Origin of the sequence: Paraburkholderia sp. MM5477-R1, from assembly GCF_050436385.1 — a bacterium.
GTDB classification, from domain to species: Bacteria; Pseudomonadota; Gammaproteobacteria; order Burkholderiales; family Burkholderiaceae; genus Paraburkholderia; species Paraburkholderia tuberum.
In genome coordinates this window covers 1,285,323-1,308,594 of sequence record NZ_JBNDMC010000003.1, presented here as the reverse complement: position 1 = coordinate 1,308,594, position 23,272 = coordinate 1,285,323, and the positions used below count along the sequence as shown (strand labels likewise).

Annotated in this window: 21 protein-coding genes; 13 read left to right on the top strand and 8 right to left on the bottom strand. The window is 64.6% G+C overall.

The window, feature by feature from the left end; genetic code table 11:
• Positions 1–179: 179 nt before the first annotated feature.
• The 3 genes from OKW35_RS09315 to mnmC form a co-directional block, all read right to left on the bottom strand.
• Positions 180–1,295: a YbdK family carboxylate-amine ligase gene (locus tag OKW35_RS09315; RefSeq protein WP_429490514.1), complete on the bottom strand. Its 1,116-nt coding sequence runs from the start codon at positions 1,293–1,295 to the stop codon at positions 180–182.
• An 87-nt stretch (positions 1,296–1,382) separates the two neighbouring features.
• Positions 1,383–2,588, bottom strand: coding sequence for a cation:proton antiporter (locus OKW35_RS09310; RefSeq protein WP_090802344.1), 1,206 nt, complete (start codon positions 2,586–2,588; stop codon positions 1,383–1,385).
• Positions 2,589–3,528: 940 nt separating this feature from the next.
• Positions 3,529–5,496 carry a bifunctional tRNA (5-methylaminomethyl-2-thiouridine)(34)-methyltransferase MnmD/FAD-dependent 5-carboxymethylaminomethyl-2-thiouridine(34) oxidoreductase MnmC gene (gene mnmC / locus OKW35_RS09305; protein WP_429551744.1) on the bottom strand — a complete coding sequence of 656 codons (1,968 nt, stop codon included), beginning with the start codon at positions 5,494–5,496 and terminating at the stop codon, positions 3,529–3,531.
• 230 nt (positions 5,497–5,726) lie between these two features.
• Here mnmC and OKW35_RS09300 point away from each other — a divergent pair, with 230 nt between their 5' ends.
• Complete coding sequence (locus tag OKW35_RS09300; protein WP_090802341.1) at positions 5,727–5,924, top strand: hypothetical protein; 198 nt, start codon at positions 5,727–5,729, stop codon at positions 5,922–5,924.
• Between the two features lie 17 nt (positions 5,925–5,941).
• A complete protein-coding gene (locus OKW35_RS09295; RefSeq protein ID WP_018418891.1) occupies positions 5,942–6,220 on the top strand; it encodes an HU family DNA-binding protein in 279 nt (92 codons plus the stop codon).
• A 147-nt stretch (positions 6,221–6,367) separates the two neighbouring features.
• On the opposite strand, the gene OKW35_RS09290 is transcribed toward OKW35_RS09295, so the two are convergent.
• Positions 6,368–7,660, bottom strand: a complete 1,293-nt coding sequence (locus tag OKW35_RS09290; protein ID WP_429551743.1) for a GTP-binding protein — start codon at positions 7,658–7,660, stop codon at positions 6,368–6,370.
• A gap of 145 nt (positions 7,661–7,805) precedes the next feature.
• Positions 7,806–8,249: a lytic transglycosylase domain-containing protein gene (locus OKW35_RS09285; protein ID WP_184060985.1), complete on the bottom strand. Its 444-nt coding sequence runs from the start codon at positions 8,247–8,249 to the stop codon at positions 7,806–7,808.
• A gap of 496 nt (positions 8,250–8,745) precedes the next feature.
• On the opposite strand from OKW35_RS09285, the gene gspD reads away from it, so the two are divergent.
• Genes gspD through gspF form a run of 3 tightly spaced genes read left to right on the top strand, consistent with a single transcriptional unit; the run spans position 8,746 to position 13,875 of the window.
• The gene (gspD, locus tag OKW35_RS09280; RefSeq protein ID WP_429551742.1) at positions 8,746–11,136 is read left to right on the top strand and encodes a type II secretion system secretin GspD; all 2,391 of its coding nucleotides are present in this window, start codon (positions 8,746–8,748) and stop codon (positions 11,134–11,136) included.
• On the top strand, positions 11,133–12,653 hold the full coding sequence (gene gspE / locus OKW35_RS09275; protein ID WP_409259361.1) for a type II secretion system ATPase GspE: 1,521 nt from the start codon (positions 11,133–11,135) through the stop codon (positions 12,651–12,653). The genes gspD and gspE overlap by 4 nt, the downstream gene beginning before the upstream one ends.
• Positions 12,654–12,657: 4 nt before the next feature.
• Entirely contained in the window at positions 12,658–13,875 is a 1,218-nt protein-coding gene (gspF, locus tag OKW35_RS09270) for a type II secretion system inner membrane protein GspF (RefSeq protein ID WP_090802334.1), read from the top strand.
• 76 nt (positions 13,876–13,951) lie between these two features.
• Here gspF and OKW35_RS09265 read toward each other — a convergent pair whose 3' ends face one another.
• Positions 13,952–14,365 carry a type II secretion system protein N gene (locus tag OKW35_RS09265; RefSeq protein ID WP_184060983.1) on the bottom strand — a complete coding sequence of 138 codons (414 nt, stop codon included), beginning with the start codon at positions 14,363–14,365 and terminating at the stop codon, positions 13,952–13,954.
• Between the two features lie 135 nt (positions 14,366–14,500).
• On the opposite strand from OKW35_RS09265, the gene gspG reads away from it, so the two are divergent.
• The 8 genes from gspG (at position 14,501) to OKW35_RS09225 (ending at position 20,642) form a co-directional block, all read left to right on the top strand.
• Positions 14,501–14,965: a type II secretion system major pseudopilin GspG gene (gspG, locus tag OKW35_RS09260; RefSeq protein WP_184060982.1), complete on the top strand. Its 465-nt coding sequence runs from the start codon at positions 14,501–14,503 to the stop codon at positions 14,963–14,965.
• Positions 14,966–15,154: 189 nt separating this feature from the next.
• Positions 15,155–15,682, top strand: a complete 528-nt coding sequence (locus OKW35_RS09255; protein ID WP_429491985.1) for a GspH/FimT family pseudopilin — start codon at positions 15,155–15,157, stop codon at positions 15,680–15,682.
• A gap of 52 nt (positions 15,683–15,734) precedes the next feature.
• Positions 15,735–16,127, top strand: coding sequence for a type II secretion system minor pseudopilin GspI (gspI, locus tag OKW35_RS09250; RefSeq protein ID WP_429357151.1), 393 nt, complete (start codon positions 15,735–15,737; stop codon positions 16,125–16,127).
• Positions 16,105–16,779, top strand: coding sequence for a PulJ/GspJ family protein (locus OKW35_RS09245; RefSeq protein ID WP_090802328.1), 675 nt, complete (start codon positions 16,105–16,107; stop codon positions 16,777–16,779). The genes gspI and OKW35_RS09245 overlap by 23 nt, the downstream gene beginning before the upstream one ends.
• Before the next feature lies 1 nt (position 16,780).
• A complete protein-coding gene (gspK, locus tag OKW35_RS09240; RefSeq protein WP_429407918.1) occupies positions 16,781–17,896 on the top strand; it encodes a type II secretion system minor pseudopilin GspK in 1,116 nt (371 codons plus the stop codon).
• A 28-nt stretch (positions 17,897–17,924) separates the two neighbouring features.
• A complete protein-coding gene (gspL, locus tag OKW35_RS09235; protein WP_429551741.1) occupies positions 17,925–19,334 on the top strand; it encodes a type II secretion system protein GspL in 1,410 nt (469 codons plus the stop codon).
• On the top strand, positions 19,331–19,834 hold the full coding sequence (locus tag OKW35_RS09230) for a type II secretion system protein M (protein WP_090802323.1): 504 nt from the start codon (positions 19,331–19,333) through the stop codon (positions 19,832–19,834). Before gspL ends, OKW35_RS09230 begins: the two co-directional genes overlap by 4 nt.
• A 28-nt stretch (positions 19,835–19,862) precedes the next feature.
• Positions 19,863–20,642: a type II secretion system protein N gene (locus OKW35_RS09225; protein ID WP_429551740.1), complete on the top strand. Its 780-nt coding sequence runs from the start codon at positions 19,863–19,865 to the stop codon at positions 20,640–20,642.
• A 138-nt stretch (positions 20,643–20,780) separates the two neighbouring features.
• Here OKW35_RS09225 and OKW35_RS09220 read toward each other — a convergent pair whose 3' ends face one another.
• Both OKW35_RS09220 and OKW35_RS09215 read right to left on the bottom strand, forming a co-directional pair.
• A complete protein-coding gene (locus tag OKW35_RS09220) occupies positions 20,781–22,385 on the bottom strand; it encodes an efflux transporter outer membrane subunit (protein WP_429551739.1) in 1,605 nt (534 codons plus the stop codon).
• A gap of 279 nt (positions 22,386–22,664) precedes the next feature.
• A complete protein-coding gene (locus OKW35_RS09215; protein WP_187612255.1) occupies positions 22,665–23,063 on the bottom strand; it encodes a hypothetical protein in 399 nt (132 codons plus the stop codon).
• Positions 23,064–23,272 lie beyond the last annotated feature (209 nt).

The window sequence follows — 23,272 nt, the reverse complement described above, 5'->3', positions numbered from 1 at the left end:
CTTTGGCAATGCCTGCTTACGACTACTACGCTGGTATACGTAAACTTTCGAAAAACCTGAAGGGTTGCGCGCGCGAAAAACCATAAAAATTTTCTTACGAAAAAAAACCCGCACGCGGCGGGTTTCGTCGGAACGTCGCGTAGCTGGCGCACGCAAACGGTTTCATGAAGTCTTCGCGACTAGGCGCGCCATTGCAGACACTGCTGGCGTACCGCCTCGTGCAAGGACTTTTCCTGCGCAAACACACTGCGCAGCCACGTCGCGTCGTTGACCTGACCGCGCGCGATCGCGCCGACTTCGGCCAGCGCATTCACCGAGCCGAGCGCTTCCGCATGCGGTCCGATCTGTTCGAGCGTTTCCAGAATATCTTCGGAAATCGTCTTGCGTTCACCGGTTTGCGGATTGATGCAGGTGCCACCGAGTCCGAAGCGGCAGGCTTCGAAACGGTTGAACGTGTAGACCAGATAGTCATCTTCCTGCGGCAGGATCGGCTTATCGAGCAACAAATGACGCGCGAGCGTCTGGATGTAGCAGGCGATCGCCGCGGCGCGATCCACCGAAAACGGTGTATCCATCACGCGGACCTCAATCGTGCCGAAGCCCGGCTTCGGACGGATATCCCAGTAGAAATCCTTCATGCTGTTGACCACGCCCGTGTGGACCATCTTCGAGAAATACTCCTCGAAGCTGTCCCACGTCAGCACGAACGGCGCGCGGCCCGACAGCGGAAACGCGAACACGGAATTCAGACGTGCCGAATGAAATCCGGTATCGACGCCCTGTACGAAAGGCGACGACGCGGACAACGCAATGAAATGCGGGATGAAGCGCGACATCGAATGCAGCAGATACAGCGCGCTGTTCGGATTCGGGCAACCGATGTGCACGTGCTGGCCGAACACGGTGAACTGCTTCGCGAGATAGCCGTATAGCTCGGAAATATACTGAAAGCGCGGCGTATCGACGATCTGCCGCTCGCTCCATTGCTGGAAAGCATGGGTGCCGCCACCGCACAGACCGACGTTCAGATGATCGGCCGCGGACACCAGCGTGTCGCGAATCTTGCGCAGATCGGTGACCGCCTGTTCGTGCGACGTGCAGATGCCGGTCGACAGCTCGATCATGCTTTCGGTGATTTCCGGCGTGATATTGCCGGGGATTTTTTCGTCCTTGATGAGGCGCAGCAGATCCGTGCCGGCTTTGGTCAGATCATAGTCGTGCGTATTGACGATCTGCATTTCGAGCTCGATACCGAATGTGAACGGTTTCGAGTCGATGAAGGGTTCGAGTGACATGGCGTCCCCTGAGTCAGGTCGTTTGAGGCGAAGGAATTGAAAGACGGGTTCGTGAAACGCGCATGGCAGCCCATGCGTGTTTCACGCTTACCCCTCGCGCCGCTCGGCGACGAGCGCGAGGCTGCGATAGACGAGCCACGGCCCGAGAATCTGCAGCACGAAAATCGAACACATAGCGATTGCGCGCAGCTGCGGATCGAAGTTCGGATACAGGTTGTACGTATCGTCGACGAGCAGATACGCGAGCGCTGACATCGGTGACAAGGACAGGCCGAGCGCGATGCCCTGCTTCAAGTTCAGGCCGCTCGGCTTCGCGAACGCCAGCACGCCGACCAGCTTCGCGACGAGGCGAGCAACGATCAGACCCAGCGCGGCGACTCCGCCCAACGCGATGTGCTTCCATTCGAACGACGTCAGCGTCAGCACGAACAGGATCACCGTCAGCAGCCAGCCCGCGGTGCCGAAATGCTCTGGCCACAACTGCGGACGCACTTCGTGATTCTTCACGATGATGCCCGCGGCGAGCAGCGCGAGAATCGTCGACAGCTTGAACAGATGCGCGATCGCGATCGCGAGCAGCACGAGACCGAACAGCGCCACGAACGAATGCTCGTCCTGCATGTTCAGGCGCCGATAGAAGAACGTGCAGGTGCGCGCGAGCAGATACGCGAGCACGAGCGAGCCGACCAGCAGGTACAACGGCTGCAGGATGGTCGCGAACACGTTGCCGTAAACCTCCTGATGCAGCCAGCTCGACACGAGCTTTTCGATCACGACCGCGTACATGCTGTTCAGCGCGGTCAAGGTCAGAAGACGCTGCGTGACCTGGCCTTCCGCGCGTAGTTCGGTTTTGAGCTGGATCACCATCGCGGGCGATGTCGCCATCGCGATCGCGGCGAGTACGGTCGCGACCATCAGCGGCACGTGCAGAAACAGCAACACGGGCAGCACCAGCACGAAAGTCAGCGTGGCTTCGGCGACGCTCGACAGAATCAGCCACGGATTACGGCGGATCCAGCGCAGATCGAGCCGGCTGCCGAGTTCGAACAGCAACAGGCCGAGCGCGACGTCGAGCAGCGGCCGCGCGGCGCTCGCGGAATCCGCATCGATCACGCCAAAGCCTGCCGCGCCGGCCACGAGTCCGATCACCGCATAGCCGGAAATGCGCGGTAAACGCCACGCGCGATAGCAAAGCTCGCCGCACAGACCGGCGGCAAGCAATGCAAGACCCGCCCAGAAAATGGCGTCGGGCGAAAGCGGCCACGCTGGCAAAAACGAAAACGCCGAATTCATCGTAATGGGTTCTCCTTGGCAGCAACGGCAGACGACACGAACCGGCGCACACGCACGCCGTCACGAGCGCACGGGGAGCGCACGTTGTCGCAAGCGCTTCGCGAAATCAGCGTTGCGAGGTTTCAATGATCGGATGATCCGAATGCGCCACGGCCGCGAAGAACCGCACGGAGTCGGGCACATACACGGGATGCGGCAGTAGCAACAGGGATGCTGAAGGAACGCCGTCGACCTTGAATCAGATTCTGTTTGACCGGCACCGTTCCATTGCTGCGCGTGCCGTCAGTTGCTGTGGCACGACGCGGAAAAACGGGGATTGTGCCATAGCTTTTTCCGGGTTAACCGAAAAGACGTTAACTCGCAGGCAAAACGGTAAAAAAGAACGTTATTTTCCCAGTGAACGGAAAAAGCGACCTTTTTTCGAGGTATCGCATCAGTTTCGACCACGTCGCAAACGGCGAATCCGCTCCGGGGCGTTGCCGCTGCTTCGGTGATTTCGATGCGCGGTTTTGTCGTTAACGCAGCGCGTCGAGCGATCCGTTTTACGCGAACTCGAACGAAATTCAGCTAGCCCGATCGGCGGGGCGTTAGCCCCCGTCTTTGCTGTTTACTGGTTTACCGTATGTATACGTAGTAACAGTTAACAAGCTGCCTCGGTTTCTGTGGATAACCTATGTTTACCGAAACAAATCATCGAGTTCCCGGCCGCATAACCGGATGCACAGCATGTGCGGCGGCTGCCGGTATACGCGAGCAACTTTTCGCACTTTTTCGCGATATCCCAGTTACCCCGTTTACGTCCACAACGGTTCCACACGACTTGCGCCGGTTAACCGCGCGGTTATCCACAGGTGGCAGTGGATAAGCCGGAACCTGGTTTACAGGGCGGGCGGAGTTAACGTGCCGGGCGCAGAGATAACTTCGCAATGGTCGAAGCCGGTTAACCGATCGTTCCCTGTCGCAAGGACCGCAGCAGAAAACGCCCAGGGTCGATGTCTTCCGCGAGACCGCGTTCGAGCGGCCACGGCTCGCCTTCGATCTGCGAGGCGATCAGTTCAGCGCCGAGCGCGGCCCACACCAGCCCGCGAGAACCATAAGCGAATGCGCCGTACAGACCGTCGAGGCGCGGCAGATCGAGCGGCCATGCGCCGCGCAGGCGGGCAGCATCGCGGGCGGCAGCGGCTTCGTCGGCGAACTGGCCGATCATCGGCATGCGATCCGAGCTCACGCAGCGAAACGCAACGCGTCCGGCGAGCGAGGTCAGCGGCGCGGCATCGAGTGCGCTTGCGAACGACGGCAACATCTGAGCGACGCGCTCGATATTCTCGCGATGACCGTCCGCGCGCAGCGACGTGTCGGGGTCGTCGAGTTCATAGGTCGCGCCTGTCAGCGTGACATCGTTCGCGAGCGGCACGGCGTAGCCCTCGCCGATCACCGGCAGCGCAAGCGGCGCGACGGTACCCGCCGGCAGCAAGCTCAACTGACCACGAATGCTGCGGGTCGGCGCATGACGCAAGCCAGCGATGCGCGCAGCTTCATGCGCACCAGCGACGATCACGACCGGCGCTCGCGCGACTACCTTTCCCGCGATATCGAAGACGGTCCACTGATCGCCGGCACGTTCGAGCCGCGCGACGTCGACACCGAAGCGTCGTTCGAGCAAGCCGCCTGCCGATGCGAATTGCGCCGTGCACAGCGAAGCCGGATCGATCCAGCCGCCGCGCGGAAAGAACCAGCCGCCACGCGCGAGCGGCACGCCGGCGAGTTGCTCGGCATCGGACGCGCACACCGGCGTCACGTAGTCGGACGGATAGCGGAACGCGCCGATGGCCTCGCCGATTGCGCGCGCCTCGTCGTCGTCCGCGGCGATCTGCAGCAGACCGCGATCGCCGCGCGCGAGCCGATGTCCTGCACTTTCGAGCGCGGCCCAACGATTGAGCGCGTACAGAAAGCCCGCCCGCGTGACGCGCGACGCGACGCTGTCGTCGCGCGAAATCATTGGGTGGAATACGCCGGCTGGATTGCCAGACGCATCTTGTGCAACCGACGCATGCCGCTCGAGCGAAGTCACGCGCCAGCCGCGCGCCGCAAGCCGCTCGATCACCGCGCAGCCGGCCAGTCCCGCACCGATCACGACCGCGTGTCGTTCGTCGTGCCAGAACGGCGCGGGCGGCTCATAACGGCGCACACGCCAGCGCGGCGCGAAGCGACCGACCAGCATCGCGCGTTTCCAGCCGAAGCCGTCGACCTTGCGATACTCGAAGCCGCATTGCGTCAATGCGCGTTTGACGTCGCCCGCGCTGCTATAGGTGGAGAAGGTCGCGTCATCGCCCGCGGCGCGCGCGAGCGCCTTGAAGATCGCCGGGCTCCACAGCTCTGGATTTTTCGCGGGCGCAAAGCCATCCAGATAGAACGCATCGGCACGCAGCCGCAATGTGGGCAGGCTGTCGAGCGCATCGGCGAAGATCAACGTCAGCACGACGCGGCCGCCTTCGAATTCGACCCGGTGCGTGCCGGGCACGAGCATCGGCCAAGCGTTCGCGAGCGTGTCCGCGAGCCCGGCGATCAGCGGATCGGAGATCGTCGTTGCGTGAACGCGGCGCAGATCGGCGGCGCTAAACGGATGCTTTTCGGTCGACACGAAATGCAGCCGCTCGCAGCGAGCCGGATCGGCGCGCCATGCGGCCCACGTGACGAGAAAGTTGATGCCGATGCCGAAGCCGGTTTCGAGCACGGTGAACGTACGGCGGCTCTGCCATCTTTCGGGCAATTCGTTGCCGCGCAGAAAGACGTAGTGAGCCTGCTCGAGCGCGCCGACGGCGCTGTGATAGATGTCGTCGTAGCGTGGTGAAAAGGGGCTGCCGTTGTCGCGGAAAGCGAGGACGGCGGGGATCAGCGGATCGGTCATGCGCGACGGGAAAACACGCTCAAAAGGTCGCTCGAAAGAGCGGGTTCGATGGTTCGAGCCGGCGCGCGCTGCGCGCGAGTCGCCGTAAAAGACCCATCAGGACGCATTTAGACGCTTTGCTGCGTTGGCAAAAACCAACGCTAACCCCCGCCAGGACTGGGTTTCAGCCCTCGTTTAGGGGGTGCTGAGGGGCAAAATTTCGATTTCCTTGCAAGAACGGCCCGAAAACCGTGCAATTCCTCGAAACCCTTATCCTGATTGGGTTTGCGCTGCGCTATCATAGCAAGCGCCGCGAAGGGAGCGGCAGCACGGCCGCCGAACAGGGTTTTGTCCGGCGCGGGAGATCGTCAGGATCAGGGCCGCAGCTGCTCGACGGCGCGGTGCGCGCACGTATAATCGGCGCGGTCGCGCTGTTCGTATCAACCTAACTCAGAAAGGAACCTTAATGAACAAACAGGAACTGATCGACGCTGTCGCAGGACAGACGGGCGCCAGCAAGGCTCAAACCGGTGAAACGCTGGACACGTTGCTTGAAGTGATCAAGAAGTCTGTGTCGAAGGGTGAGGCGGTCCAGTTGATTGGCTTCGGTAGCTTTGGTTCGGGCAAGCGCGCAGCGCGTACGGGTCGTAATCCGAAGACCGGCGAAACTATCAAGATCCCGGCTGCCAAGACCGTCAAATTCACGGCAGGCAAGGCGTTCAAGGACTCGGTCAACAAGCGCTAGGCAGATTCCTGCCGGGCAGTTGACACCCGCGAGAAAAACCCGCCAGTGGCGGGTTTTTTTTCGTCCATGCATATGGTTCAAGCGCGGGACGTGCTTCGTTCAGTCATGACGATGCGCGTTCGCGCCGTGGTCATGTCCGCCATGTTCTCAGTCGTCGCCGTGCCCGTGATGATGACGGCCGCGATCATCATCATGATCGTGGTCGTCGAACTCCCACGCCGGGAACGGATCAGGGAACTGCTGCCAGGCTTGCGGCCCGAGCGCGTATTCGTCGTCGGTGAGCAGACAGGCGTCGAACTTCGCGCGCCAGATGGCAGGGTCGATATCCACGCCGATCAGCACGAACTCCTGACGACGATCGCCGATGCTGGTATCGTCCGGCGCGCCGTACCAGTCTGCGGCGATTTCGGCGGCCAGCTCGTCGTCGCCTGCCGGCCATTCGCTGCGATCCTGCGCGGCCCACCACATGCCCGCCGGACCGTGCCGGCAAGCGCCACCGGCCTGCGATAGCGAACCGCCGATATCGTTGCGCGTCGCGAGCCAGAAGAATCCCTTGCTACGCAGTACGCCCTTCCACTCCCGATGCAGCAGCTCCCACAGCCGCTGCGGATGAAACGGCCGGCGTGCGCGATAGACGAAATGGCCGACGCCGTATTCGTCGGCTTCGCTGCGATGCATGTGGCCGTGTTGACCGCCGTGCTCGTGCTCGAGTGCCGCGAGCCAGCCCGGCGCATTAGACGCTTCGTCGAAATCGAAGCGTCCGGTGTTCACGATCTGGTCGAGCGGCACGTCGGCGAAGCGGCTCACGAGCTGCACCGCGCGCGGGTTCAGGCGTGCGAGGATGCGCTGCAAACGCGCGAGCTCGTCGGCGTTGACGAGATCGATCTTGTTCACGACGAGCACGTCACAAAACTCGATCTGCTCGATCAGCAATTCGACGATCGTACGGTCGTCGTCTTCGTCGACCGTAATGCCGCGTTCGGCGAGCGCATCGGCCGACGCGTAATCGCGCAGGAAGTTGAACGCATCGACGATCGTGACCATCGTATCGAGCCGCGCGACGTCGCCGAGCGACGCGCCTTCGTGGCCCTCGAATGTAATGGTTTCGGCACTCGACATTGGCTCGGCGATGCCGCTCGATTCGATCACGAGCGCGTCGAAGCGATTTTCGCCGGCGAGGCGACGGATTTCGTTTTGCAGCTCGTCGCGCAGCGTGCAGCAGATACAGCCGTTCTTGAGTTCAACGACCTGCTCGTCGACGCTCGACAGGTCGGCCGCCTGGCGCACGAGCGTCGGGTCGATATCGACCGCGGCGAGATCGTCGACGATCGCGGCGACGCGCAAACCGGCGCGATTCGCGAGGATGTGATTCAGGAGCGTGGTCTTGCCGGCGCCCAGAAAACCGGAGAGCACGGTGATGGGCAATAGCGGCTGGTTCATCGCGGTACGGAATACGGGAGGATTGAAAGGCGTGCCGGGGGCGGGGCCAAATGGTCGGCGTCGCTGCGACGGCGCGACAGCAGCATGAAGCCGCATTGTGCATTAAAACGGGCGTGGCCTGCGCGAGCGACAGCGCTGGAGAAGCCTACCGCGCGGGCATCAACTTCCAGCTGCGCAGAATCGCGGCGATCTGTTGCGCGTATTTGTCCCGCAACGTCGGCGTCTCAGAGTGGTATGCTCCGACCGCCTGCCAGGTATTGCCGTACTTGTTCATCTGGCGGCGCAGATGCCACGCCGCGATATAAACGTTCTTGCACGGCTCCATCAGCGTGCCCTGCGAGATCCCGTACTGGGCGAGCACCGGCAGATGCACCGAATTGATCTGCATCACACCGTAGTCGGTCGAGCCGTTCGCGTTCTTGTGCTGCGCATCCGGCCGGTTGTGCGACTCCTGCCACGCGATAGCCCGTAAAATCAATGGGTTGACCTTCTGATACTTCGCCGCTTCGTCGAAGCAGTCGGCGCGCGCGGAGCCGGCTGCGACGAGCAGCGCGAGCGTGGCGGCGACGGTGACGAGCGGACTTTTCATCGGTCAACAGGACTGGATAAACCCGAGGTAAGAATCGGTAAGGCAGTTTGCCGGCTGCATTTCGGCCGCAACGGCAAGCTGGCCGGGCATTTGTCGAGCATCGGGGAAAACCCGCGTCGGCAAACACATAGCAGTGAGTCGAACGGCTCGTATCATACCGGCAGTCCGACCTTCGTCAAGTTGGCTAACCGACATAAGACCGTACAAAGCCGGGTAATGGCGTCTGTGTACGGTGCCGGTCAGCTTTCAATTTAATAACAACCCTGCGATCCCTAAGGATTCGCATGAGGCCCCTTGTTTTGTTTCAAATCCGACATGAAAAGCTGTTACTGTTCGTTTTTTTCGGACGTCGGGACGCTGGAGCTCGAAGCGAAACTCGCTTTTGGGGCCGGCTCACAGACCGACCGGGCGGTAGCTTGCTGCCAGGTCCGCATCGCATGACCGCCGGTGGCAGAGGCTGCCGGCATCGATATCACATTCCATGAGAAGAAATTGTATGGCTTTGCGTCGCGTGGCAACGGCGCTGCTGGTGGCTGGACTGATCACCGCGCAGACAGCACAGGCAGAGGTGACACTCAACTTCGTCAACGCCGACATCGACCAGGTCGCCAAGGCGATCGGCGCGGCGACCGGCAAGACGATCATCGTCGATCCGCGGGTGAAGGGGCAACTGAACCTCGTGTCCGAAAACGCGGTACCCGAGGATCAGGCGCTCAAAACCCTGCAGTCCGCGCTGCGCATGCAGGGCTTCGCGCTCGTGCAGGATCACGGCGTGCTGAAAGTGGTGCCCGAGGCCGACGCCAAGCTGCAAGGCGTGCCGACCTACGTCGGCAACGCGCCGACGGCGCGCGGCGACCAGGTCGTCACGCAGGTCTTCACGCTGAGGAACGAATCGGCCAACAACCTGCTGCCGGTACTGCGTCCGCTGATTTCGCCGAACAACACCGTCGCGGCCTACCCCGCCAACAATACGATCGTCGTCACCGACTACGCCGACAACGTGCGGCGCATCGCGCAGATCATCGCGGGCATCGATAACGCGGCAGGCCAGTCGGTGGCGGTCGTGCCGCTGAAGAATGCGAATGCGATCGACATCGCGCAGCAGATGAACAAGATGCTCGATCCGGGCGCGATAGGCAGTACGGACGCGACGCTGAAGGTGTCGATCGCGTCGGATCCGCGCACCAACTCGCTACTGATGCGCGCGTCGAACACCGCACGTCTCGCGGCGGCAAAGGAGCTCGCGAAACAGCTCGACGTGCCGACCACGATGCCGGGCAACATTCACGTCGTGCCGCTGCGCAACGCGGATGCGACGAAGCTCGCGCGCACGCTGCGCAGCATGCTCGGCAAGGGCGGCGGCGAAGGCTCGTCGGGCGGCTCGAACGAGGCGAACTCGTTCAACCAGAACAGCAGTGGTGGTGGCGGCGGCGGTCTGTCGAACGCCAGCAATTCGACGGGCACGTCGGGCACGCCACCGTTGCCGTCAGGCGGACTCGGCGGCAGCTCGATGAACTCGCCGATGGGCGGCGGTGCCTCGGGCTCGAATAGTAATAGTGGCGGCTTTCTCGGCGGAGAAAAGGAGAAGAGCGAAGACCAGGGCGGCGGCATGATCACGGCCGATCCCGCAACCAACTCGCTGATCATCACGGCGCCCGAAGCGACGTACCGCAACTTGCGCGCGGTGATCGACCAGCTCGATGCACGTCGCGCGCAGGTGTATATCGAGGCGCTGATCGTCGAGCTGAACTCGAATACGAGCGGCAACCTCGGGATTCAGTGGCAGGTCGCGAACGGTAACCTGTTTGCCGGTACCAACCTGTCGACTGGCTCGGGCAACAGCATCATCAACCTGACGGCAGCCGCGGCCGCTGCCGGCTCGACCGGCGGTCTCGCTACGGCGCTGGGCGCCCAGAACTTGCAACAGGGCCTGAACGTCGGCTGGATCCACAACATTTTCGGCGTGCAGGGTCTCGGCGCGCTGCTGCAGGCGCTGTCGCAGACTGCCGACGCGAACGTGCTGTCCACGCCGAACCTGATCACGCTCGATAACGAAGAAGCGAAGATTATCGTCGGTACCAACGTGCCGATCCAGACCGGTTCGTACTCGAACCTGACGAGCGGCACGACGAGCGCGGCGTTCAACACGTTCGACCGTGTCGACGTCGGTCTGACGCTGCACGTGAAGCCGCAGATTACCGACGGCGGCATCCTGAAGCTGCAGCTCTACACGGAAGATTCGGCGATCGTGAACGGTACGAACAACGCGGCGACGAACCCGGCGGGCCCGGAATTCACGAAGCGTTCGATCCAGTCGACCGTGCTGTGCGATAACGGCGAGATCATCGTGCTCGGCGGCCTGATGCAGGACAACTACCAGGTCAGCAACAGCAAGGTGCCGCTGCTCGGCGACATTCCGTGGCTGGGCCAGCTGTTCCGCTCCGAGCAAAAGACGCGCGACAAGACTAACCTGATGGTATTCCTGCGCCCGGTCATTCTCGCCGATCGCGACACCACCCAGGCCGTCACGGCGAACCGCTACGACTACATCCAGGGCGTGCAGGGTGCGTACCGTTCGGACAACAACATCATGAGGGATCGCGACGATCCGATCGTGCCGCCGATGCCGCTCGGCCCGAGCCAGGGCGGTGTGCCGGCGCTGAACCTGTTCGATCTGAACCAGATGCGCCGCCAGCAGATGATGCCGCAGCAGGCACCGCAACAGGTGCCTCAACAGGTACCGCCGCAGGCTGTGCCGCAAGCCAACGCGCAGCCCACCACGCAACCCGTGCCGCAAACGATGCCGCAACCCGTGCCGCAACCGGCGGTCGTCGATCCGGCCAGCGGCGTGGTACCGAGCACGGTATCGCCGGGAGCGCGTCCGTGACGCAGACGCCCGCGCAAACCGCGCCATCGCAAGGTCTGTTGAACGGCGCCGCCGCCGGCGAGCGCGCGGCGCCCTCGCCGCTCGCCGCCCGGCTCGTGCCGTACGGTTTCGCGCGCAGCGGCCAGATCCTGGTCGCGCATCAGTATGCCGATAGCCTCGAAGTCTGGATCAGCGAGCGCACGAGCGAAGCCGCGCTTGCCGAAATCGCGCGCAACTACGGCACGGTATCGGTGGTGCGCGTGCCCGCCGACGATCTCGCGCAGGCGATCAACCAGGCCTATGCGCGCCAGGACGGCAGCGCCGCGCAGGTGGTCGGTGAAGTGGAAGGCGAAGTCGATCTGTCGCGTCTGATGCAGGACATTCCCGAGGTCGAGGATCTGCTCGAATCGGAAGACGACGCGCCGATCATCCGCATGATCAACGCGCTGCTCACGCAAGCGGCGCGCGAACAGGCATCGGATATTCATATCGAGCCGTTCGAGAATGCGTCCGTGGTGCGCTTTCGTGTCGACGGCACGCTGCGCGACGTGGTGCGGCCGAAAAAAGCGCTGCACGGCGCGCTGATCTCGCGGATCAAGATCATGGCGCAGCTCGACATCGCGGAGAAACGTCTGCCGCAGGACGGCCGCATTACGCTGCGCGTCGGCGGTCGTCCGGTCGACGTGCGCGTATCGACGCTGCCCACCGGCCACGGCGAGCGCGCGGTGCTGCGGCTGCTCGAAAAAGACGCGGCGCGACTGAATCTCGAAGCGCTGGGCATGGCATCCGACACGCTCGGCAAGTTCGACAAGCTGATCGGCAAGCCGCACGGCATCGTGCTCGTGACGGGCCCGACCGGCTCCGGCAAGACCACGACGCTGTATGCGTCGATGTCGCGACTGGAGACGGCGACCACCAACATCATGACGGTGGAAGACCCGATCGAATACGACCTGTCCGGCATCGGCCAGACCCAGGTCAACGAGCGGATCGGCATGAGCTTCGCGCGCGCGTTGCGCTCGATTCTGCGTCAGGATCCGGACATCATCATGATCGGTGAAATCCGCGACCTCGAAACCGCGCAGATCGCGGTGCAGGCGTCGCTGACCGGCCACCTGGTGCTCGCGACGCTGCACACGAACGACGCGGCATCCGCGGTCACGCGTCTGACCGACATGGGCGTCGAGCCGTATCTGCTCGCTTCGTCGCTGCTCGGCGTGCTCGCGCAGCGGCTCGTACGGCGGCTGTGCCCGGTGTGCCGCGAAGAGCGCACCGAAGAGGACGGCAGCAAGCGCTGGCATCCGGTCGGCTGCGACCGTTGTGGCCAATCCGGTTACGCGGGACGGCGCGGCGTCTACGAGCTGCTGCTGATCGATGAGACGATCCGTGCGCTGATCCACCGCAACGCGGCGGACGCCGAAATTCTCGAAGCGGGCCGCGCGCACGGCATGCGCACGCTGCGCGAGGATTCGGAGCGCTGGCTCGCATCGGGACTGACGTCGCTCGAAGAAGTGATTCGCGTGACGGGCGGAGCATAAGCGCATGCCGGCATTCCGTTTCGAAGCTATCGACGCGGCGGGCAAGGCACAAAAAGGCGTGCTCGACGCCGACAGTGCACGCGGCGCGCGCACCAACCTGCGCTCGCAGGGACTCACTCCGCTCGTCGTCGAACCGGCGGCGTCGCGCACCCGCGGCGAGCGCAATCAGCGGCTCGCGCTCGGGCGTCGTCTGTCGCAGCGCGAGCAGGCCATTCTGACGCGGCAGCTCGCGAGTCTGCTGATCGCGGGTCTGCCGCTCGACGAAGCGCTCGCGGTGCTCACCGAGCAGTCGGAGCGCGACTACATCCGCGAGCTGATGGCGGCGATTCGCGCCGAAGTGCTCGGCGGTCATTCGCTCGCGAATGCGCTGCAGCAGCATCCGAAGGACTTCCCCGAGATCTACCGGGCGCTCGTCGCGGCCGGCGAACACACAGGCAAGCTCGGCCTGGTGCTGTCGCGGCTCGCCGACTACATCGAGCAGCGCAATGCACTGAAGCAGAAGATCGTGCTGGCGTTCACGTATCCGACGATCGTCACGATCATCGCGTTCGGCATCGTCACGTTCCTGCTCAGCTATGTGGTGCCGCAGGTCGTCAACGTGTTCGCGAGCACCAAGCAGCAACTGCCGTTTCTGACGATCGTGATGATGGCGCTGTCCGGCTTCGTGCGGCACTGGTGGTGGGCGATGCTGATCGGCGCGATCGTGGTCGTCTATCTGGTGCGCGCGACCCTCAGGCAACCGGGCCCACGGCTCGCCTTCGACCGCTGGCTGCTGACCGCGCCGCTGATCGGCAAGCTCGTGCGCGGCTATAACACGGTCCGCTTCGCCAGCACGCTCGGCATTCTGACCGCGGCGGGCGTGCCGATTCTGCGCGCGCTGCAAGCCGCGGCCGAAACGCTCAGCAACAATGCGATGCGCGAGAACATCGACGACGCGATCGTGCGAGTGCGCGAAGGTACGTCGCTGTCGCGCGCGCTCGGCAACACGAAGACGTTTCCGCCGGTGCTCGTGCACCTGATCCGCTCGGGCGAAGCGACCGGCGACGTGACGACGATGCTCGATCGCGCGGCCGATGGCGAAGCGGGCGAGCTGGAGCGTCGCACGATGTTCCTGACGAGCCTGCTGGAGCCGCTGCTGATCCTGGCGATGGGGGGCGTGGTGCTGGTGATCGTGCTCGCGGTGATGCTGCCGATCATCGAACTGAACAACCTCGTGCAGTAGTAGTCGTCGTAGCGCGAGGAAGGAAGAGAAAGGATTGGCGCGGCATGCGGTATCAGCCGCGCAACCGCTTCGGGTTTCAGCGCACGTAAATGGTGGGACCGCTGGAGTAGGCGGGGAGGAAGATTTCCGAGTGGGCGCCATTGCGGTCGATGATGATCGAGCGGGCGCGGACTTCGGAGAGCCTGGTGCCTTGCATCAGCGTGCTGCCGAGCGACACCGCGCGCGGCGGCTCGCCACCGACGCTGACGATCGCCGCGGCGCCTTTGCTCAACGCGAGGATGCCGAAGAGATGGATGTCCTGATTGACGTTGCGCGTGAGCTGTCCGCCGAACAGCGTCGCGGCCTGATCGGTCGAGACCTGCGCATGCGCCGCCGCAGCCGGCAACGGCGCGCCGGACAACGTGATGAGCGTGATGACCCAGTAGGTCAGCGTCGCGCAGAAAGCGGCGAACAGCGCGAGCGACAGGAGGCGAATTTGGATGGCGTTCATGCGCACATTGTACGGACTATTGTGAAAATTGCGGTGGGTTGAAGCCCTTCAACTGCATGACATTAAAATGACGGCCCGGCGTGTTCAATCTGATAGGCCGGGCCGAAAATTTCACCTGAAAAGAGGTAGCAACGTATGCAACTGTCGACCATTCGCCGCGCTGACAACGCGGGTTCGCGCGGCCGTCGTCAACGCGGTTTCACGCTGATCGAAATCATGGTCGTGATCGCCATTCTCGGCATTCTCGCCGCGCTGATCGTGCCGAAGATCATGAGCCGTCCGGACGAAGCGCGGCGCGTTGCCGCGAAGCAGGACATCGGCACCGTGATGCAGGCGTTGAAGCTCTATCGCCTCGACAACGGCCGCTATCCGACCCAGGAGCAAGGCCTGCACGCACTGATCGAAAAGCCGTCCACCGACCCGGTGCCGAACAACTGGAAGGAAGGCGGCTATCTCGAGCGTCTGCCGAACGATCCGTGGGGCAATGCGTACCAGTACCTGAATCCCGGCGTGCACGGCGAGGTCGATGTGTTCAGCTACGGCGCCGATGGCAAGCCGGGCGGCGAGGGCAACGACTCCGACGTCGGGTCCTGGCAATGAACAGGCTGAACCTGGCATCCCGGCAGACTCGATGATGTTCATGCACGCGCCCTCCTTGCCACCGGTTCGGCCGCTTGTTTCGCGAGGCGCCCTGCCCGCCACGCCGTTATGTTCGCGGCGCGTGCAAGCGTGCGTGCTTCACCGATGCATTGCTGTATGAATTTCCGTTGATCGTCGATGCCCGGCACTATGCGCACGTCCGCTTGCAAGTCCCGTGTGGACACTCCGTGTACGGCTTCGCGGCCGCGCTCCCGCCTGCGCCGCCGCCGCGCGGCAGGCTTCACGCTGCTCGAAATGATGGTCGTGCTCGTGATCGCGGGCCTGCTCGTGTCGCTGACCGCGGTCACGATGACCCGCAATCCGCGCACCGATCTGAACGAGGAAGCGCAGCGTCTCGCGCTGCTGTTCGAATCGGCTGGCGATGAAGCGCAGGTGCGCGCGCGGCCGATCGCGTGGCAGCCGTTCGAGGGCGGCTTCCGTTTCGATCAGCGCACCCAGGACGGCTGGCGTCCGCTGCGCGACGATCTGCTCGGACCGCGTCAGTGGGAAGGCGGCGTGACCGGTGTCGCGATCAGTTACCCGGGCTCGGATTCGCACGCCGATCGCATCGTGTTCGGTACCGAGGCGATCGACGTGCCGGTGCAGGTCACGCTGTTTTCGGCGGCCGGCCAGGCGACGATCGTCGGTACCGGCAATGGCCGCTACGAGGTGCGCTGAGATGCGGATGCTTCGCTATGGCAGGTCGGTCCGTGCCCCTTCCCTCTTCATGATGCGCGATGTCGGGTGCCGCGAGGAGCGTGGCTTCACGATGATCGAGGTGCTGGTCGCGCTCGCCATCATCGCGGTCGCGCTTGCCGCGTCGCTGCGCGCGGTCGGCAGTCTCGCGAGCGGCGAAGCCGATCTGCACCGGCGTCTGCTCGCCGGCTGGAGCGCGGACAACGCGCTCGCGGACCTTCATCTGAAGCATGCATGGCCCAACATCGGCTCAACGAGCTTCGATTGCTCGCAAGGCAATCTGCAACTGCGCTGTACCGAGCATGTGACGGCGACGCCGAATCCGGTGTTTCGCCGTGTCGAAGTGATGGTGACGATGCCTGGGCAGTCCGGCAATCTCGCGCAGATGGTCACGGTGGTCGCGAATGAAAACAACCGCTCGCTGTGAGCGCCGCCGCCGTTATGGCGCGCGCGGCTTCACGCTGATCGAACTGCTGGTCGCGATCGCGATCCTCGCGGTGATCGCCGTGCTGTCATGGCGCGGGCTCGATCAGATCATCCGCGGCCGCACGACGATCACGAACGCGATGGAAGACGAACGGGTGTTCGCGCAGCTGTTCGACCAGATGCGCATCGACGCACGCCAGGCCGCCAGCGACGACGAATCCGGCCAGGCCGCGGTCTCGGTGTCCGGCAACGCGCTGCAGATCGTGCGGCACATGGTGCTGCCGGCCACCGCGCCGCGTCTGCAGGTGGTGCGCTATCAGATCTCGAACGGCCGCGTGGTGCGCTACGCGTCGCCGCCGCTCGGCAACGTCGGCGAATTGCGGCGCGCGTTGCACGGCAGCGACGAAGGCTGGAGCGCGGTGCCGCTGATGGGTGGCGTCGGCTCGATCTCGGCGCGCATGTACGTGCCGAAGCTCGGCTGGACCATACGGATGAACGACGTACAGACCGCGATGACCGAGGCCGTCAACAACCTGAAGGTGCCGCAGCTCGGCAACGCGCCGATGCCGCGCTCGGTGACGGGGCTCGAGGTCAGCATCGGCGCAACATCGCTCGCGCGGCCGGTCACGCGCGTTTTTCTGGTCGGAGAATGACATGACGTTCTCCTCGTCGTCGTCGAAAAAGTCGGCATCCGGTTCGCGCGTGGCCGGCGCGCGCGAGCGCGGTGTGGCCATCATCAGCGCGCTGCTCGTCGTCGCCCTGTCGGCGATCCTCGTGTCCGGCATGTTGTGGCGCCAGCAGGTGCAAATCCGGCGCATCGAGAATCAGCGGCTGTTGTCGCAGGCGCAATGGGTCGCGCGCGGCGCGCTCGACTGGACCCGGCTGATTCTGCGCTCCGAAGGCGATACGTCGGCTGGCATCACGTATCTGGGCGGCTTGTGGGGCGTGCCGATCGCGAAAACCCGGCTGTCGGATTTTCTCGGCCAGATTGGCGAGGTACGCGCTGAGCAAGGCGCGGCCACCTACCTGTCGGGCTCGATCGAGGACGCGCAGTCCCGATTCAATCTGCGCAATCTGGTCGCAAGTCCGGCGCCCGGCGTGACGCAAATCAGCGCCGAGCAGATGGCCGCGTATCAGCGCCTGCTGGTGTCGCTCGGCCTGAGCGGGCAGCTCGCCAAAGTGACCGCGCTGCACGTGCGCGCGGGGCTGTCGCAGTCGGCGACGCGCTTTCAGACCGGCACGTCCATCAGCAGCACGCCGCAGGTGGGCGGCGGCGGCGGTATGACGGGCGGCAACTTCACGAACCAGCCCGGCATCGAGGACGGCGACGACAACGTGGCGGTCGCGCCGCTGCTGATGACGGGCGTCGATTCGCTGCTCGACATTCCGGGCTACACGCCGGAGATCGTCGCGAAGCTGCGGCCGTTCGTCACCGTGCTGCCTACGACCACCGCGATCAACATGAACACCGCGTCGGCCGAAGTGATCGCGGCGGAGGTGCCGGGCATGACCGTGTCGCAGGCGCAAGCACTCGTCGCGCGGCGCCAGACCGTGTTTTTCCGCAACGTCGGCGACGTGCAGCTCGCGCTGACAGCCGCCGGTGTGCAATCGGTGTCGATCGATCCGAATCAGTTCGACGTCAATTCGAGCTACTTTTTAGTCCACGGCAGTGTGCAGCACGAGCGCGCCGAAGTGGATCGCACGACGCTCGTCTATCGCGATCCACTGACTCACACCACGCGTATCGTGCGGGTACAAGACCAACTGTGAACAACGCAATCCATAGAGAGAGTGGCCTTTGAGCACGCTGATCGTCCTATTGCCACCGCGTGATCCGGCGGTGCCCTCGCAGGAATGGCAACTGCCCGAGCTGCCGTTCGTGCTGCTCGACAAGACGGGGCGCACGCAGCGCGCCGGCCGCTCGGCGCTCGCGCTGCTGCCGCGCGCCGGCACGACGGTGCTGATGCTCGCCGCGCGCGACCTGCTGCTGATGCCCGCGACGCTGCCGCCGCTGCGTGGCCCGAAGCTGCGCCAGGCGCTGCCCAATATCGTCGAGGATCAACTGATCCAGGACCCGCAGACCTGCCATATCGCGGTCGATCCGCAGGGGCTTGGTGAAGGTCGGCACCTGCTCGCGATCATTGATCGCGGCTGGTTCCGTTTCATCTGTGAGGCGTTCACGACGGCCGGTCATCGCAGTCTGCGCGCGGTGCCGGTCACGCGTTGCCTGCCGCTGGCGCCGGTGACCGAAGTTGCCGCGAACGACGATGAAACAGCCGAAGTGCGCGAGCCGGCGATGGCTGGCGCGGCGAGCGTCGCGACGTCGCTACCGGGCATCGCGCCGGTGGTCGCGCCTGAAGCGCCGTCCATCGTGCCGATGGTGGCCGCGGTGCTCGGTGCGGTCGTGCAGACCGCACCCGCGCTGCTCGTCGAGGGCGCGCTCGACAGCGGCGTGCCGCGCGTCGAACTGGCGATTGCACGCGGTGTCCAAGGCGAGGGTTTCGCGGCGCCGGCCGATGCGGTGAACGCGACGCTGTCCGCGCTAGCGGGTGCGGCGCCGGTGTCGCTGTACATGCTGACCGAGGTGCCCGGCAACGAGCCGAACCAATCCACGACGAGTCCCGCGCGGCTCGCCTCGCATATTCACGGCGCGAGTCCGCTGCCGTTCGAGCAGCTCGCGCGACGCGCGCTCGAATGCCGCTTCGACCTGTGCCAGTTCGAATTCGCGTCGCAGCCGTGGCGCCTCGATCGCGCGACGCTGCGGCGTCTGCGTCTGCCGATCGTGCTCGCGCTCGCCGCGCTCGTCGTCGCGATCATCGGCGCGAACGTGCAGTGGCTGATGCTTGCGCGTCAGCGTGACGCGATCAACACGCAGATGACGGAGCTGCTGCTCAATACGTTCCCGAAGACGACTGTCGTACTCGACGCGCCCGATCAGATGGCGCGTCAGGTGCAACAGCTGCGCGTGGCGGCGGGCGAGCTGTCGCCGGAGGATTTCCTGTCGCTCGCCGACGGCCTCGCGCGCTCGCTGTCGCCGCTGCCGGTCAACGGCATTGCCGCGCTCGACTATCACGAGCACCGCCTCGACGTGACCTTCAAACCCGCGATCAAGGTCGACCCCGACTTCGCCAAGCGCCTCGCGCGCAACGGCCTTACCGGCGCGATCGACAGCAGTACCGGCAAGTGGACCATCAGGAACGGACAATGAAAGCTGAACTCGCTCAAACATGGGCTGGCTTCTGGGACCAGCGCACCGATCGCGAAAAGGCGCTGCTGACGTGGGGCGGCGCCGCGCTCGCCGTGGCGATTGCGTGGTCGGTGCTGTGGGCGCCCGCGCAGGAAGGCCGCGCGCACCTGCGTGAATCGCTGCCCAGCCTGCAGCGGCAGCTTGCGCAGATGACCGCGCAGTCGAACGAGGCGCGCTCGCTGTCGGCGGCCGCGCAAGGTGTCGCGCCGACCGGCGCGGCGCTGAAGGACGCGCTTTCCGCATCGCTCGGCGAACATGGCCTTGCCGCGACGCAGGTGCAGTTCGTCGGCAACGCGGTGCAGGTGCAAATGAAAAACGTGGCGTTTCCGGCCTGGACCGCGTGGGTCGATGACGTGCGCAAGCAGTTCAAGGTGCAGGTCTCCGAGGCGCACATCACCGCGTTGAAAGACGACGGCCAGGTCGATCTGACGGTCGCGCTGCAACCGTCGACCGCGAAATAACAACGCGCCGCTCGCTACAGGATCTCGCATGAATTACTGGATGTGGCGCCTGCGTGCGGCGCTGCCGTGGCTGGTGGTCGCCGTTTTGTCGGTGGCGGCGGTGACGCTCGCGTTACTGCCGGCCGCCTGGATTACGCCGCAGTTCGCGCGGCAAACGCACGGGCACGTCAATCTCGTCGACGCCGAGGGCTCGCTGTGGCACGGCTCGGCGACCCTGATGCTGGCCGCCGGCGCCGATATGAGCGCGGCGACGCTGCTGCCTGGTCGGATCGAATGGCGCACGTCGTTCTGGCCGCTTTTCACCGGACGCGTGCGCATGGTCATGCGCCATAGCGAGGCGATGCCCGATCCGGTCACGGTCGAAGCGACGCCGCGCGGCGCAACCGTCACGCCGGGCGTGCTCGCGGTGCCGGCGTCGCTGCTCGCGGGGCTTGGCGCGCCATTCAACACGCTCGATCTGCAGGGCAACGTGCAGTTGTCGTGGTCCGAGTGGCGCAGTTTCAACGGCGAAGCGTTCGGCCAGCTGACGATGATGCTCGACGACGTCAGCTCCCGGGTGTCGCTCGTGAAGCCGCTCGGGTCGTACCGGGTCAGGTTTCAGGCGCAGGGCACGTCGTCGGCGCTCGATCTGAGCACGATCAAGGGTCCGTTGACGCTGACCGGCAGCGGCACGGTGTCGGCCGCATCGACGTCGTTTCATGGCACGGCGAGCGCCGCGCCGGAACAGCACGATAACCTCGCCGGCCTGCTGAATCTGCTTGGCCGGCCTAGCGGGCCGGATACGGTGGCGCTGACGTTCGTGCACTGAGTTGGGGCTGACGTGCGCTGATGTGTGCCGAGGCGCGTGTTTCGCGCGCGTGGCGCGATGAAAAAAGAGGCATGGCCGCGAGTTGCGACCATGCCTCTTCTGTTTCGTGGCGTTGCTGCGCGGCGAGCACAGCGGACATTATTTGCTCTGCACCCGCGCTTGCAGCGCGTCTGTGCCCGACGCGGTGCTCTGTGCGATGGACGGCGCGCCGACTGACGTGGCCGCAGCCCTCGGCGCCGATGCCGGCAGCGGCGCGGGCGCCGCGACATCGCCGGTCTCGCGATTCATCTGCGACGCGTCCCAGCCGCCGCCGAGCGCCTTCACGAGCCCCACCGACGACACCATCCGCTGCCCGGCGATATTCTCGAGTTTCTGTTCGGCCGTGAAAGCCGTGGTCTGCGCGGTCAGCACATTGACGAAGCCGACCGTACCCGCCTTGTACTCGTTCGTCACGATGGCGAGCGCCTGGCGCGCCGAGTCGACCGCCTGCCGCTGCACGACGATTTCCTGTTCGAGGATGCGCAGCGACGCGAGGTTGTCCTCGACGTCCTGGAACGCGGCGAGCACCGTCTGCCGATAGGTCGCGACATCCGCGTCATAGGTGGCACGCGCGGCCTCGGTTTGCGCTTTGCGCAGGCCAGCGTCGAAGATCGTCCCGGCCAGTTGCGGGCCGAGCGTCCAGAAGCGCGACGGCAACGTCAACAATTGCGAGAACACCGAGTTCTCGAAGCCGCCGGTCGCCGACAGCGTCAGCGACGGGAAGAAGGCGGCGATCGCCACGCCGATCTGCTCGTTCGCCGCCGCGGCCTTGCGTTCCGCCGATGCGATATCCGGCCTGCGTTCGAGCAGCGCGGAGGGCATCTGCGCAGGGACGGCGGGCGGCGTCGCGGTGAGCGGCATCGGCGGCAGGGAGAACATCGACGCGGGCACGCCGACCAGCACCGCGATCGCGTGCTCGTCCTGCGCGCGCTGGATGCCGTTGTCGATCGCGGCGGCCTGCGCCGATTGCAGCTGCGTTTGCGCCTGGATCACGTCCGAGCGCGCGGCGACGCCGGCCGCGTACTGATTCTGCGTGAGTTGCAGCGAGCGCTGATAGGCGATCACGGTGTCGTCGAGCAGCTTCTGCGTGGAGTCGAGCGCGCGCAGCAGGAAGTAGGTCTGCGCGAGCGTGGCCTGGGCGGACAGGCGCGCGTTCGCGAGGTCGGCGGCCGCGCCCTGCTGGCCGGCTTTCTGCTCGTTGACCGAGCGCGTGACCGAGCCCCACAGGTCGGGCTCCCAGCTCGCCGTCATCTGCACGTTGAAGCTGTTGGTGATGCCCTCGCGACTGGTCGCCGTAGTCGCATTGCCACTGGTTTGCGTGCCGTTGCCCGAGCGCGTCGCGCCCGCCGACGCACCGATCGTCGGGAAGTACGCTGCCCGCGCTTCGCCGACGAGCGCGCGCGCCTGCCGGTAGCTCGCGGCGAATTGCGCGATGGTCTGGTTCGCGGTGTTGAGCTTGGCTTCGAGTTCGTTGAGCTTCGGGTCTTCGTAGATCGCCCACCAGTCGCCGCGGTCGTGTTGTTCGGCGGGTTCGGCGACTTTCCAGCCGGGCGCGGCTTCCTTGAACGACGCGGGGATCTCGGTGGCCGGCCGCTGATAGTTCGGACCGACCGCGCAGGCGGCCAGGAGCGTCGCGCAGGCCGCGCTCACGGCAAGGGACAGGACGCGCGGCGCAAGCGCCCGCGACATTCGATCAGACTGCATGCAATGAATTCCTTCTGGACGCCGCAATGCGGCCGGGAATGGCGCCACCGGCCGGGCGAGATCGTGGTCTGCCGGAATGTTAGCGTATGAGCCCGCGCGAGCGCGGGAAACTGAAAGCCGAAAGGTTAATGCGAGGCGGTGCGCAGGTGTGTTACTTGCGGTGACGCGCTGGTTACGCGTTGTTACCGGCGGCGCGTGGGGCTGCGGGTTCGCGGTGGTTCAGATGGCGAGACGAAGCGAAACTGTGTGCCGAAAAGCGCGCTGCGAATCGGTGCAGCTTCAGAGCCGCGATTCCGTGGATTGGGTCTGCTGGCGTTGACGCTGACACGCGAGCTTGCCAGCGGAGGCCCGGCACGACGCACCGCCAGGCGCGAGGCAAGCGTTACCGCTGTTGGCCGTCGCGGGGACGACGTTCCCCGCCTTTATCACGAAGCTTTCCTTCGGCAGCACGATCTCGCTGGATTCCGCGCCCACAACGCTGCCTTTGCTCGCCCGCTTCGTCCCCCTTCGATGCTCGGCCCACGCGAGCAACGCGACACCCACCGACCCACCCGGCAGCACGAACAGTCCCGCAAACAGCGCGAGCTTCCACCAGCGGTGTCGGCCCTGGAAGGTATGGAGTGCGGAATCGGTCAGTGAGCGGCTGAGGCTGCCAAGCGTGTTTTTGAGGTACAGCATCGGGGAAATCCTTTGGCGCGCGTCGCGAGGCGGGCGGCGTGCGGTCGATCGGTCAGAACATGGTCTCGAATGGCGCAGGACGCGCGAAACTCATTGCTTGTCATAATATTGACTATGCAATCAAATTTCAAGATACTGTGCGGCGCAATTGATTCGACTGTTGTATTTCGGTTGGCCTCGTTGCGCACCGCAAAATGCGATTTGACTTG

What these genes read in the sequence shown, in the direction of transcription:
- OKW35_RS09315 (WP_429490514.1), bottom strand. Translation starts at nt 1,295, where the DNA reads ATGTCACTCGAACCCTTCATCGACTCGAAACCGTTCACATTCGGTATC.
- OKW35_RS09310 (WP_090802344.1), bottom strand. Translation starts at nt 2,588, where the DNA reads ATGAATTCGGCGTTTTCGTTTTTGCCAGCGTGGCCGCTTTCGCCCGAC.
- mnmC (WP_429551744.1), bottom strand. Translation starts at nt 5,496, where the DNA reads ATGACCGATCCGCTGATCCCCGCCGTCCTCGCTTTCCGCGACAACGGC.
- OKW35_RS09295 (WP_018418891.1), top strand. Translation starts at nt 5,942, where the DNA reads ATGAACAAACAGGAACTGATCGACGCTGTCGCAGGACAGACGGGCGCC.
- OKW35_RS09290 (WP_429551743.1), bottom strand. Translation starts at nt 7,660, where the DNA reads ATGAACCAGCCGCTATTGCCCATCACCGTGCTCTCCGGTTTTCTGGGC.
- OKW35_RS09285 (WP_184060985.1), bottom strand. Translation starts at nt 8,249, where the DNA reads ATGAAAAGTCCGCTCGTCACCGTCGCCGCCACGCTCGCGCTGCTCGTC.
- gspD (WP_429551742.1), top strand. Translation starts at nt 8,746, where the DNA reads ATGGCTTTGCGTCGCGTGGCAACGGCGCTGCTGGTGGCTGGACTGATC.
- gspF (WP_090802334.1), top strand. Translation starts at nt 12,658, where the DNA reads ATGCCGGCATTCCGTTTCGAAGCTATCGACGCGGCGGGCAAGGCACAA.
- OKW35_RS09265 (WP_184060983.1), bottom strand. Translation starts at nt 14,365, where the DNA reads ATGAACGCCATCCAAATTCGCCTCCTGTCGCTCGCGCTGTTCGCCGCT.
- gspG (WP_184060982.1), top strand. Translation starts at nt 14,501, where the DNA reads ATGCAACTGTCGACCATTCGCCGCGCTGACAACGCGGGTTCGCGCGGC.
- OKW35_RS09255 (WP_429491985.1), top strand. Translation starts at nt 15,155, where the DNA reads ATGCGCACGTCCGCTTGCAAGTCCCGTGTGGACACTCCGTGTACGGCT.
- gspI (WP_429357151.1), top strand. Translation starts at nt 15,735, where the DNA reads ATGCGCGATGTCGGGTGCCGCGAGGAGCGTGGCTTCACGATGATCGAG.
- OKW35_RS09245 (WP_090802328.1), top strand. Translation starts at nt 16,105, where the DNA reads ATGAAAACAACCGCTCGCTGTGAGCGCCGCCGCCGTTATGGCGCGCGC.
- gspK (WP_429407918.1), top strand. Translation starts at nt 16,781, where the DNA reads ATGACGTTCTCCTCGTCGTCGTCGAAAAAGTCGGCATCCGGTTCGCGC.
- OKW35_RS09230 (WP_090802323.1), top strand. Translation starts at nt 19,331, where the DNA reads ATGAAAGCTGAACTCGCTCAAACATGGGCTGGCTTCTGGGACCAGCGC.
- OKW35_RS09225 (WP_429551740.1), top strand. Translation starts at nt 19,863, where the DNA reads ATGAATTACTGGATGTGGCGCCTGCGTGCGGCGCTGCCGTGGCTGGTG.
- OKW35_RS09220 (WP_429551739.1), bottom strand. Translation starts at nt 22,385, where the DNA reads ATGCAGTCTGATCGAATGTCGCGGGCGCTTGCGCCGCGCGTCCTGTCC.
- OKW35_RS09215 (WP_187612255.1), bottom strand. Translation starts at nt 23,063, where the DNA reads ATGCTGTACCTCAAAAACACGCTTGGCAGCCTCAGCCGCTCACTGACC.